The sequence below is a fragment of the Bradyrhizobium sp. CCBAU 45384 genome, from assembly GCF_028128665.1.
GTDB lineage: Bacteria > Pseudomonadota > Alphaproteobacteria > Rhizobiales > Xanthobacteraceae > Bradyrhizobium > Bradyrhizobium manausense.
Window position 1 is genome coordinate 182,177 of the sequence record NZ_LBIZ01000116.1, and the last position, 12,324, is coordinate 194,500.

Sequence of the window (12,324 nt, forward strand, 5' to 3'; positions counted from 1 at the left end):
CATCATCATCGACCACCCGCGTCCGCGCCTTCGGCGCGCGAGCATCCGTTCAAGAGTTCGCTGCAAAACAATGGTTGCTTGACAGCCACTCTCATCTCCAGCAGTCTCAGGTTGAATAACCTTCGAATGATTTTTGCTTTGCTCGTTTGATTTCTTGGGAACCAAACGCGGAGCGTTCATATGACGGTTATTCCTCCCGCCAGTGGAGTCGCGCTCCACGATGGCGACACGATGGATGTCAGTGGCGGCATTTCCGTCGATGCCACGTGGATCCTGACTGGCGGTTCGCAGACCGTCGGCGGATCCTCCACGACAAGCACGGCAACCAACACGAACATCTTTGGCGGAGAGCAGGACGTCGTCTTCAACGGCGTCGCGAGCTATACGACCATCTACCAGGGCGTCCAGCGCGTCACCGGCTCATATGTCCATGAGGGACCATCGCCCGGCAGGGCTGATCACACCGCCATCGATGGCGGCGAGCAGGACGTCGACACCGGCATCGCAACGGCGACGACGGTCAATTCAGGCGGCGTCCAGAACGTGACCAATGGTGGCAGCGCCAGCGGCACCATTGTCAAATCCGGCGGCGTTCTCAAAGTTTCGGGAGAGACTGTCGAAACGGCACCCGTGTATCCGGAACCCGTGATGAGAAGCGTGGCGACCGGTGCAACCGTCGAGTACCAGGGCGAATTCGACGTCACTGGGGGCGGGACCGCGGAAAACGCGATCGTCCATGGCGGCGTCATGACGGTCTCGGGCTCGATACCGGATCCATTCGCCAACGTTCCAGGCCAGCCATCCGTCGACGCCAGCATGGCGATCGGCACCACCATCGAAAATGGTGGAACCTTGACGGTGTCCAACGGCGCGTTGGCATCCGGCACGACCCTCCAGATCTTCGCGACGCTGAATGTGGATGCAGGTGGCACCGCGACCGGCACGACAATCAATTTGGGAACGATGCAGCTGTCCGCCGGCGCGACGGCGACCAACACGACCGTCAATCAAGGCGGCGTTTTCATCGTCCTCGGCAATGCCAGTTTTTCGGGAACGGTCTTCAACGCCGGCAGCACCTTCGAGATCGGCGGCGGTACGGTTGAAAACGGATTTACGGTTCAGAATGGCGTGACGTTGACCGTCTTGGACGGCGGCGTTCTCGAGAACAGCGTTGTCACCGCAGGCGGAACGCTCATGCTTGAAGGTGGCGCGACGTTCTCAAAGACCACCTTCCAGAGTGGCGCAACGTTGGTTGTCGACTTTGACTACGCGGTAGACGGCTTCACCGTAGCTGATGGCATCACGTACAAGGTGATCGGCACGGCCACGAACACGACGATATTGGCGGACGGCAAGCAAATCGTCGGCCAGTTCGGAGAGGGAGGTTCCGCGACCAACACCGTCATCAATGGGGGTGAGCAGGATGTCGAGCTGCTCGCCACCGCGAGCTACACCACGATCAATATGGGCGGCATTCAGCATGTCGCCGGCCTTTACATCCATGATGAGCCGGGACCGGGACGGGCCGATCACACCACGATCAACAATGGCGGCGAACAAGATGTCGATACCGGCATCGTCGCATCGACCATCGTCAATGCCGGCGGCGTCCAGGATCTCACCAATGGGGGCATTGCCAGCGGCACCATCGTCAAATCGGGCGGTGTCATCAATGCGTCCGGAGAGACCGTCTATTATTCGCCTGGCGGCTATTTCGCCACCGTCATCAGAAGCAAATTCGACTCGGCAGACGTCGAGAGCGGCGGCCAATTGCACCTGACCGGGGCGGGGATCGCCAAGAACGCCACCATCGATGGCGGTGTGATGACGGTATCGGGTTCGATACCGGATCCTGTGACTAACGACCCAAGTTTACCGCCCGACCCAAGCGCACCGGCGGTCGATGCCAGCGAGGCGACTGGGACAATCCTCAATTCCGGTAGCGTTTCCGTCTCGGACGGCGGCATCGTCACCTCCACAACCCTGAACGGCGGCACGCTTGACGTGCTCGATCAGGGCACCGCGAACGCTTCGACAATCCATCACGGCGCCACGGAGCTCGTGGAAGCAGGCGGCATTGTCGGCGCAACCACGATCGCTGGAGGGACGCTTGACCTCAAGGCGGGTGCAATCGCTGACGACGTGATCAGTTTTGCCGGCCAGGGCATACTCAAGATCGAGCAGAAGCTGGTGTCGGGTCCGTCGACCTTTGCGAGCCAGATCAACGGCATCCTGCTCGGCGACCAGATCGATCTTTCCGGGCTGTCGTATACAAGCGGCGCGACGGCGACTGTATCGGGCTCGACGCTCACGGTCAGCAACGGCACTGCGAGCGAGACTTTCACACTGGCGGATACGTCAGTCACGCATTTCAGCATCACGAAAGACGGCGCCGGCGGCATCTTGCTGACGGCGGACACGCATCAGACCGGTCCGACGACGATCGACGGGCCGGCATCCGGTTATGCGACCATCGAGGGCACGACGGGCAACGACATCATCCACGGCTACGGCCTGTTCAATGTCATCCACGGCAATGGCGGGAACGATGCGATCTACGCCGGACTGTACGGCACGGTTGATGTGCCAAGCGGCGACAGCACCGTCTATCTCGAGGGCTTCGACAACCACGTCGCCGGCGGTGACGGCAACGTCACGGTGACGGGCGCGACAGGCGCGACCATGATCGCGCTCGGCAATGGCAACGACATCATTAATGCCAGCGGTTACGGAAACATCAACACGCTGGGCGACGGCAAGGATATCGTTCATCCCGGTGACGGTGCGAGCACGACGACGGCCGGCAATGGCAACGACCAGGTGACGCTCTCCGGATTTGGCAACAAGGTCGTGCTCGGAATCGGCGACGACGTCGTCACCGGCGGAGGCGGCGCCAACAACGTCACGCTCGGCGATGGCGACAACACCGTTGACCTCGGCGGGATGGCCAACCAGATCACCGTCGGTTCCGGAACGAACACGATCATAGCCGGCAACGGATTGGATAGCGTCGTTGCCGGCGCGGGCCACGATGCCATCACGCTCGGCGGGGTCGCCAATCACGTGACGCTCAACGGATCCACAGCAGATGTGACGAACCAGGTTGGTCAGGACGTCATCACGGCCAATGGCGGATCAGATCAGTTCAACTTTGTCGGGTTCGGCAACCAAGCGATCATCAATGGCCCGGCCCATGTCGACATCGTTGATCACAGCACGGGTTTGACCGTCACTGTCAATTCCGGCAACCAGATCGATACGATTTCCGGCTTTGGTCATGACTCGCTTGGTGTCATCGATCTTGCAAACGGTGCAGGCAATTATCACTCCGTCGCCGACATCATGAGCGCGCTCAGGAGCGATGGCCATGGTGGGACCGTGCTTGCGCTAGGCGGTGGTCCCGACGCGGGGTCGATCGATTTCGTCGACGCCGCGATCAGCCAATTGCACGCATCGAACTTTGCGATCGTGTAGAACGCGGCTTCCTTGCAACGCGAAGGCAAGTGACGGACTCGTTCGCCCCGGGGGGAGGCCGTGGCCCGATCGAAGGCACGTCAGTACCTCTGCCTCACATTTGTGCCTGGTGTTGACCCTGATCAAAGGTCGAGCCGTGGGGAGGGTCACGCTGAGCGAGTCAGTGTTCGCACGGGAGGAAACAACATGATCTTCAACGTCAGGCGTCTTGGGCTGGTGGTGGCAGTGGCGCTGTCAACCGCCGCACCATTGTCAGTCCACACTTCGTCCTCAACACTTCCATCCGTATCACTCGACCGCGCTGAAGCGAGAGTGGGCCGACCGCTGACGCCGATGAGCGTCGCGGGCGTGAACCGCAGAGTGCATCGGCGCGCCTATTACGGCGCGGCGGCGGTTGGAGCTGCCGGGGCTTACGGTGCGTACGGCTACCGCAGGGCCTGCGGATATTATCCGTATCCACCCTGTTATTGAGAGAGCGCGGGGTGACCTTGCCTCTCCCCGCAAGCGGGGAGAGGGAGAGAAATCAAAACTGATACCGCCGCAATCCCCCATCCACCGGGATCACCGTGCCGGTGATGTAGCGCGCCACCGGCGAGGACAGGAACACCGCGAGTGCGGCGAGGTCTTCCGGCTCGCCCCAATAGCCGACCGGGATCTCTTCCTCGGCAAAACGCTCGCGATACTCCGGCGGATAGTTGCGGCGGATCTGCTCGCTCATGATGCGGCCGGGCGGGATGCAGTTGATGGTGATGCCGTGCTCGCCGATTTCGCGCGACAGGCCCTTGGCCCAGGCGTGAACGGCGGCTTTCGCCGCGAAGGCGGCGTTGAGGCCTTCGGGCTCGGACTTGCCGGTAATGTTGACGATGCGGCCCCATTTACGTTCGATCATCTGCGGCAGCAGCGCATGCGCGATGCGGCGGTAGCTGGTGAAGTTGAGCGCGATCGCCTCGTCCCATTTGCTGTCGGGCGCGTCGACCGGCAGGGGACGGCTGCCGCCGGCATTGTTGATCAGGATGTCGACATGGCCGAGCTCCTTCAGCGCGAAGGCCGAAATCCTTTCGGCCGCGTCCTTGGCCATGACGTCCTGCTCGAACGGCGTGATCAGGCCGGAGCCGACCTCCCTTGCCAGCTCGGCGAGCAGGTCGGTGCGGCGCGCCACGCCGACGACGCGCACGCCTTCGGCGGCGAGGCCCTTGGCGATGGCGCGGCCGATGCCGATGCTGGCTCCGGTGACGACAGCGGTTTTCGATTTCAGCCCGAGGTCCATGGTGACTCGCTCTCTTGATGGGGTCTTGCTTTTTGCTTTCGTTTCCTGCCGATCCCGCGCCGCTTACCGAATTGCCTGGGCGGGAGGAGCAGTGGTAACCAAGGGCGATCTCGAAGGAAACACCAAAAAGAAAAGGCTTGAGCCATGGTCTGGGATCCGCAGCAATATCTGAAGTTCTCCGGCCACCGGCTCCGGCCCGCGGTCGACCTGTTGATGCGCATTCCCGATGTCGGCCCGCGCACGGTTGCTGACCTCGGCGCCGGCGCCGGCAATGTCACCAAGCTGATCAAGGAGCGCTGGCCGTCCGCAGCGGTGACCGGCGTCGAGGGTTCGGCCGAGATGGTGGCTGCGGGGCGCAAGGCCGCGCCCGACGTGGAATGGTCCCATGAAGACCTCGGCCATTGGCGGCCCGCGAAGCAATATGACGTGGTCTATTCCAATGCCGCACTGCACTGGCTGCCCAATCATGCGGCACTCTTCCCCTCGGTCATGGAGAAGGTCGCGCCCGGCGGCATGCTTGCGGTGCAGATGCCGCGCAACTTCCTGGCGCCGTCGCATGTCCTGATCGGCGAGACCGCGATGGACGGGCCCTGGCGGTCCAAGGTCGAGCATCTCGTGACGCCGCCGCCGGTCGAGGGGCCGGCCTTCTATCATGATGTGCTCGCGCCGCTGTCGCAGAACATCGACATCTGGGAGACCGAATATCTCCAGGTCCTCGAGGGCGAAAATCCCGTGAAGGAATGGACCAAGGGCACCTGGCTGACGCGGTATCTCGACGTGCTCGAGGGCGACGAGAAGGCCGCGTTCGAGGCCGCCTATGGGATGCGGGTCGCGAAAGCCTATCCCAAGAATGCGGCGGGGCAGACGCTCTTCCCGTTCCGGCGGCTGTTCATCGTCGCCCAGCGCAAGGGTTAACAGCGTTTCGGCGATGCGACATAAGCGCTCGCTCCCGTCCGTGGAGCGCGCGCCGGGTTGCGCGTGCGACCGCAGGCAAGATAGCCTCGCTGCGGCATGGTTTCGCTGCGGCAAATTGGGCTTAGGTCTAGTTGTTCGGCTTGCCGATTGCTGCCACTACTGACCTGCAAAACCGATCTGCAAAACCGATCTGCAAAACCGATCTGCAAAACAAAAAAGAACCCGGTCTTCTAGGGTTGTTGGGGAGGTCCTTCATGCGCAAACTGCTCTTTGCGGTCGCCGCGGCCGCGCTCGCTTTGGCCCCTGTGGTCGCCGAAGCTCAGAGCCCAATCATCATCAAATTCAGCCACGTCGTCGCCAACGATACGCCGAAGGGCAAGGGCGCGCTGAAGTTCAAGGAACTTGCCGAGAAGTACACCGACGGCAAGGTCAAGATCGAAGTCTATCCGAACTCCTCGCTCTACAAGGACAAGGAGGAGATCGAGGCGCTCCAGCTCGGCTCGGTGCAGATGCTGGCGCCCTCGACCGCGAAATTCGCACCGCTGGGCATCAAGGAATTCGAGGCGCTGGATCTGCCCTGGCTGTTCAAGGACGAAGAGACCTATTCGAACGCGATGAAGGGCGCGGTCGGCAAATGGCTGTTCCAGAAGCTTGAGGCCAAAGGCATTACCGGCCTCGCTTTTTGGGACAACGGCTTCCACATGGTGTCGTCGAATCGCCCGCTGATGAAGCCGGAGGATTTCAAGGGCCTCAAATTCCGCATCTCCGGATCCAAGATCGCCGACCAGTATTTCCGCCTGATGGGTTCGATCCCGCAGATCATGGCGTTCTCCGAAGTGTACCAGGCGCTTCAGACCGGCGTGGTCGACGGCTGCGAGAACACCGCGTCGAACTACCTGACGCAGAAGTTCTATGAAGTGCAGAAGGACATCACCGTGTCCTATCACGCGCATCTGCAATACGCAGTGATCGTCAATTCGAAATTCTGGTCCGGCCTGCCGCCTGACATCCGCACCCAGCTCGAGAAGGCGATGGCGGATGCGACCGACTACACCAACCAGATCGCGCACCAGGAGAACGAGGACGCGCTGGCCGAGATCAAGAAGAGCGGCAAGACCACGCTCCATTATCTCAGCGATGCCGACCGCAAGGCATGGCAGGAGGCGATGCAGCCGACCTATAAATGGGCCAAGGGCCGGGTCGGGCAGGAAGTGCTCGATCTCGTCGCCAAGGAACTCGACGTCAAGATGAACTGACGCGGTTTCTGGCAAGAATATACCAACGGTCGGGAGTGAGTGCACTCCCGACCGTTTCGTATCGACAGGGGGGCTTTGATTTGCTGCGCGTGCTCAACCAGCTGCTCAATCATCTCGAAGAATGGTTGATCGCGACGCTCATTGCGGCTGCAACCGGACTGATCTTCATCGCCGTCGTGCACCGTTACGGTGCGGGCGAATCGATCAACCTGTCGCGCTGGGCGGCGGCGCATGGCATGACGTGGCTCGCATCGGCGTCGATGGCGGTGTTCACCTTCCTGTCCGAGCTCGATCTGTCCTGGGCGCAGGAACTCTGCATCTACATGTTCATCTGGATGGCGAAGTTCGGCGCGGCCTATGGCGTGCGCACCGGCATCCATGTCGGCGTCGACCTGCTCGTCAACCGGCTGCCGGAGCATTCGCGCAAGCACGTCATCCTGTTCTCGCTGCTGTGCGGCGCGCTGTTCACCGGCATGATCGCCGCCTTCGGCGCCTCCTTTGTCGGCGAGATGTTCCACACCGGGCAGCAGTCCAACGACCTGGAAGCGCCGATGTGGTTCGTGTATCTGGCGATACCGCTCGGCTCCGGCCTGATGTGCTTCCGCTTCCTGCAGGTCTCCTGGTTCTATTACTGGACCGGCGAGCTGCCGCATCATGACGAGACCCATGTCGAGGGCGTGGAAGCCGACGTCTCGCCGGCGCTGCATCCGCAGCCTGCCGGTGCGGCAACGAAAGCTGCTGCGCGAAAGGTTTCGCCGCTTGGCGTCATCCTGATCATGGCGCCGATCCTGATCTTCGCGCTGTGCCTTGGCGAAAAGACCGGCTTCATCGTGCTGCCGCACTGGATGCGCGCCGCGACCGTGTTCGCGCTGCTGATCGCGCTGATGCTGACGGGCATTCCGGTCTCGATCGCGCTCGGCCTCACCGTGATGACGTTCCTGTTCACGTTGACCGCAGTGCCGATCGAAGCCGTCTCGATGAAGCTCTTCACCGGCATCGAAGGCTTCGAGATCATGGCGATCCCGTTCTTCATCCTCGCCGGAAATTTCCTCACCCATGGCGGCGTCGCGCGCCGCATGATCAACTTCGCGACCTCGCTGATCGGGCACTGGCACGGCGGCCTCGGCCTTGCCGGCATCGTCGCCTGCGCGATGTTCGCGCTGGTCTGCGGCTCCAGCGTCGCGACCGTCGCCGCGATCGGCGCCATCGTGCTGCCGGAGATGGTCCGCCACGGCTATCCCATGCGCTTCGGCGCCGGCATCATCACGGTCGCCGGCTCGCTCGGCATCCTGATGCTGCCGTCGATCCCGAAGATTGTTTACGCCGTTTCGACCAACACCTCGATCGGCGCGCTGTTCGTTGCCGGCCTGCTCCCCGGCATCATGCTGACGACGATGCTCTGCATCGTCACCTGGTGGCTGGCGCGCAACCGCGACTATCCGCGGATGCCGAAGGCGAGCTGGGGCGAGACTGTTCGCACCTTCCGCGAGAGCATCTGGGGCTTGATGCTGGTCGTCATCATCATCGGCGGCATCTATAGCGGCCTGTTCACCGCCACCGAGGCCGCCGCGATGGCCGCGGTCTATTCCTTTATCATCGCCGTGTTCGTCTACAAGGCGATCAGGATGTCGGATGTGCCGCGCGTGCTGCTGCGCGCCGCCAATACCAGCGCGATGCTGCTCTACATCGTCACCAATGCGGTGCTGTTCTCCTTCGTGCTCTCCAACGAGAATTTGCCGGCCACGCTCGCCGACTGGATCGCGGCGCAGAACCTCGGCTGGGTCGGCTTCCTGCTCGTCGTCAACGTGCTGCTGCTGCTCGCCGGCAACTTCATGGAGCCGAACTCGATCATCCTGATCATGGCGCCGATCCTGGCGCCGGCCGCCAAGAAGCTCGGCATCGATCTCGTGCATTTCGGCATCGTCATGGACGTCAACATGGAGGTCGGCCTCTGCCATCCGCCAGTCGGCCTGAACCTGTACGTGGCCTCGATGATAGCCCGAATGCGCATCACCGACCTCGCTGTCGCGGTGATGCCGTGGCTGCTCACCATGCTCGGCTTCCTGGTCATCGTGACCTATTGGCCCGATTTGACGCTGTGGCTGCCGCGGGTGCTGGGGATGCATTAGCCGCCGCCGTGGTGGGGTAGGGGCGGTGGTGCCGCGCCCTCCGGCATCGCCACACACTCAATGTCATCGCCCGGCCAGTGCGCAATTGCGCGCTAGGACCGGGCGATCCAGTATTCCAGAGACGGCAAGGCAGTGGGCCTTGAGGTGAGGGCGCCCTTTACTCCGCGCTGCTCACCAGCTTGATGCGTGGCGCCTGTTCTTCGGTCAGGCTGCGGTAGGCGGCGAGATAGTCGAGTGCCATCCGCCGCGCGGTAAAGCGTTTCTCGAACTGCTTGCGGATGGCGGCGCGATCAAGCTGGGCGAGGCGATTCACGACACCTGCGGCGCTGAGGACGTCCTCGACGACGAAGCCGGTGAGGCCCTCATCGATGATTTCAGGCACCGAGCCGCGGTTGAAGGCAATCACCGGTGTGCCGCAGGCCATGGCTTCGATCATCACCAGGCCAAACGGCTCCGGCCAGTCGATCGGCAGCAACAGGCCGAGCGCGCCGCTCAAAAAGTCCGACTTCTCGTGGTCGCTGATCTCGCCGATGAAATCCACCAGCGGATTGCCTGCGATCATCGGCTTGATCAGCTCGTCATAATAATCCTGGTCGGCGCGATCGACCTTGGCTGCGATCTTCAGGGGGATGCCGCAATGCATCGCGATCTTGATGGCGCGGTCGACGCCCTTCTCCGGCGCGATGCGGCCGAGCACGGCGAGATATTCCTGTTTCGCCGGCTTCGGCACCAGCAGGTTCTCGGGCAGGCCGTGGTGGATGGTGGTGACCCAGTTCGCCTGCGGCACCGGCCGCCGCTGCGCGTTCGAGATCGAGATGACCGGCATCTTGGAGAAAGTATTGAACACCGGCTGATGCTCCGGCAGGTCGAGCCGGCCATGCAGCGTGGTGAGGAACGGCGTCGGCTGCCGGTGGAACAGCGACCACGGATAATAGTCGAGATGGAAATGGAGGAAGTCGAACTCCTCGTCGTCACATTTCTGCCGCACCCGCTCCAGCAGCACCATGTGCAGTGCGTTGGGATCCCGCACGGAACCGTCGAGGCGAAGCGCCCGCGGCCACAATGCGTCGAGCTTCGCCGACGTCTGCGAATCGCCGCTGGCGAACAGGGTGACGTCGTGTCCAAGGGCCACCAACTCTTCCGTCAACCAATGCACCACCCGCTCGGTGCCGCCATACAGCTTGGGTGGAACAGCCTCCGTCAACGGAGCTACCTGCGCGATGCGCATCTCACCATCTCCTCTGCGATCATGTGGAACGTTGGAACCCCCGCCGTGTAATCGGCACCGGCATGCCACCAAGGGAACGTTCCCGCAGTTGCGAAGTTCCTCTCAACAAACGTTACTTATTCGACACATCGCGCACATGTCTCGATGCTGCCATCTCCTCTTCGCAGATCGTCCGCATCCGCATGTCGTGATGGCGTTGCCCGGGAACCGAGGCGAATTGGTCGTTGTTCAATCGACCAGCCAGAACAATTGAAATCACGACGGGGTCTCATGGATTATCTTTCTGGATACGCGCGCAGGCCATTTGCATTTGTCTTGCGCTACCTGCGGCGACGGCTGGCGTCGCATCTCGTGATCCTGACCGCTGTGGTGGCAGCCGTTGCCTGCTCGGTGGGCACGCAGTACGGCGTCAAATCTCTCGTCGACGCGTTGTCGGCGGGAACTTCACATGGCGGTAGCGTATGGCTGGCATTCATTCTGCTCATGTCACTGATCGCCGCCGACAATTTTCTGTGGCGGATCGCCAGCTGGACGGCGAGCTTCACCTTCGTCCGTGTCACCGGCGATTTGCGCCGTGACATCTTTCGTCATCTGACCGGGCATGCGCCGAGTTACTTCCTGGACCGCATGCCGGGCATGCTGACGAGCCGCATCACCGCCACGTCCAATGCGGTGTTCACGGTCGAGAACATGTTCGTCTGGAATGTGTTGCCCCCGTGCATTGCCACAATTGCGGCAATCGGGCTGATCGGAACCGTAAGTCCTTATATGGCGGCGGGCCTGACCGTGATCGCCGGCGGCATGGTGATGGCGATGTTCCGCCTGGCCGCGGCCGGCAAGCCGTTGCACGACGACTTCGCCGACAAGGCGGCCGCCGTCGACGGTGAGATGATTGACGTTATCAGCAATATGCCGCTGGTCCGCGCCTTCTGCGGCATCGGCCACGAGCATGAGCGGTTCGACGCCACGGTGAGCCGGGAAGTCAATGCGCGCGGACGCAGCCTGCGCTATCTGGAGAAGCTGCGGCTGCTGCATGCCGCCGTGACCGTGATCCTGACGATCGCCCTGATGGCCTGGGCCGTCACGCTCTGGCAGCAGGGCGAGGCGACCACCGGCGACGTCGTGCTGGTCTGTACCCTCGGTATCTCCATCCTGAGCGCGACCCGCGATCTTGCCGTCGCGCTGGTCGATGTCACCCAGCACGTCGCGCGCCTGACCGAGGCGATCGCGACGCTGCTGGTGCCGCACGAGCTGCGCGATCACCCCGAGGCCGAGCCCCTGGTCAAGAGCGGTGCCGCGATCGCGTTCAACAATGTCACCTTCGGCTATCCGGGGGCTGAGAAGATCTTCGAGCGCTTCAGCCTGCGGCTGCAGCCCGGTCAGCGCGTCGGCCTGGTCGGGCAGTCCGGCGGCGGCAAGTCCACCCTGTTCACGCTGCTGCAACGCTTCTACGACGTCGACGAGGGCAGCATCACCGTCGATGGCCAGGACATCTCCAAGGTCACGCAGCAGAGCCTGCGCGAGGCGATCTCGGTGGTACCGCAGGACATCTCGCTGTTTCATCGCTCGATCCGCGAGAACATCCGCTACGGCCGGCCGAACGCGACGGACGACGAGGTGCTGCGCGCCGCGATCGCAGCGCGCTGCGATTTCATCGACAGCCTGCCCGACGGTCTCGACACCATGGTCGGCGACCGCGGCGTCAAAATGTCCGGCGGCCAGCGCCAGCGCATCGCGATCGCGCGCGCCTTCGTGAAGGACGCGCCGATCCTGCTGCTGGATGAGGCCACCGCCGCGCTCGACAGCGAATCCGAGGAGGCGATCCGCGAGGCGCTGTCGCGCCTGATGCGCGGCCGCACCGTGATCGCGATTGCGCATCGCCTCGCGACGCTGCGCAATTTCGACCGCGTCGTCGTGCTCAGGAACGGCAAGATCATCGAGGACGGAGCGCCCGACCGGCTGATGCAGGGTCATGGTCCGTACCGCGAGCTGGTGACGCAGGAAATGAGCCGGCTCGCGAAGTTCGCCGCGTAAACCCAACAGTTGCGTTTGCGT

The 12,324-nt window shown here is 62.6% G+C and carries 7 protein-coding genes and 1 pseudogene; 6 read left to right on the plus strand and 2 right to left on the minus strand.

All coding sequences use genetic code 11. The annotated features are described in order from the left end of the window. Nucleotides 1-180: 180 nt before the first annotated feature. Nucleotides 181-3,474 (plus strand): AIDA repeat-containing protein, encoded by a 3,294-nt coding sequence (locus tag XH80_RS30380; RefSeq protein WP_271601760.1) that lies wholly within the window; start codon nucleotides 181-183, stop codon nucleotides 3,472-3,474. Nucleotides 3,475-3,997: 523 nt separating this feature from the next. On the opposite strand, the gene XH80_RS30390 is transcribed toward XH80_RS30380, so the two are convergent. Further along, the gene (locus tag XH80_RS30390; protein WP_271601761.1) at nucleotides 3,998-4,741 is read right to left on the minus strand and encodes an SDR family NAD(P)-dependent oxidoreductase; all 744 of its coding nucleotides are present in this window, start codon (nucleotides 4,739-4,741) and stop codon (nucleotides 3,998-4,000) included. 144 nt (nucleotides 4,742-4,885) lie between these two features. Here XH80_RS30390 and XH80_RS30395 point away from each other — a divergent pair, with 144 nt between their 5' ends. The 4 genes and pseudogenes from XH80_RS30395 (at nucleotide 4,886) to XH80_RS30410 (ending at nucleotide 9,041) form a co-directional block, all read left to right on the plus strand. Beyond that, entirely contained in the window at nucleotides 4,886-5,656 is a 771-nt protein-coding gene (locus XH80_RS30395) for a methyltransferase domain-containing protein (protein ID WP_271601762.1), read from the plus strand. A 254-nt stretch (nucleotides 5,657-5,910) separates the two neighbouring features. Next, nucleotides 5,911-6,912, plus strand: a complete 1,002-nt coding sequence (locus XH80_RS30400) for a DctP family TRAP transporter solute-binding subunit (RefSeq protein WP_271601763.1) — start codon at nucleotides 5,911-5,913, stop codon at nucleotides 6,910-6,912. Between the two features lie 260 nt (nucleotides 6,913-7,172). Continuing rightward, nucleotides 7,173-7,514 (plus strand): annotated as a pseudogene (locus XH80_RS30405) (TRAP transporter small permease); the annotation flags it as partial. A 243-nt stretch (nucleotides 7,515-7,757) separates the two neighbouring features. Beyond that, complete coding sequence (locus tag XH80_RS30410) at nucleotides 7,758-9,041, plus strand: TRAP transporter large permease (protein ID WP_057753838.1); 1,284 nt, start codon at nucleotides 7,758-7,760, stop codon at nucleotides 9,039-9,041. 157 nt (nucleotides 9,042-9,198) lie between these two features. Here XH80_RS30410 and XH80_RS30415 read toward each other — a convergent pair whose 3' ends face one another. Further along, entirely contained in the window at nucleotides 9,199-10,269 is a 1,071-nt protein-coding gene (locus XH80_RS30415; RefSeq protein WP_271601764.1) for a glycosyltransferase family 4 protein, read from the minus strand. A gap of 270 nt (nucleotides 10,270-10,539) precedes the next feature. On the opposite strand from XH80_RS30415, the gene XH80_RS30420 reads away from it, so the two are divergent. Beyond that, nucleotides 10,540-12,303 (plus strand): ABC transporter ATP-binding protein, encoded by a 1,764-nt coding sequence (locus tag XH80_RS30420; RefSeq protein WP_271601765.1) that lies wholly within the window; start codon nucleotides 10,540-10,542, stop codon nucleotides 12,301-12,303. The last annotated feature ends 21 nt before the right edge of the window (nucleotides 12,304-12,324 follow it).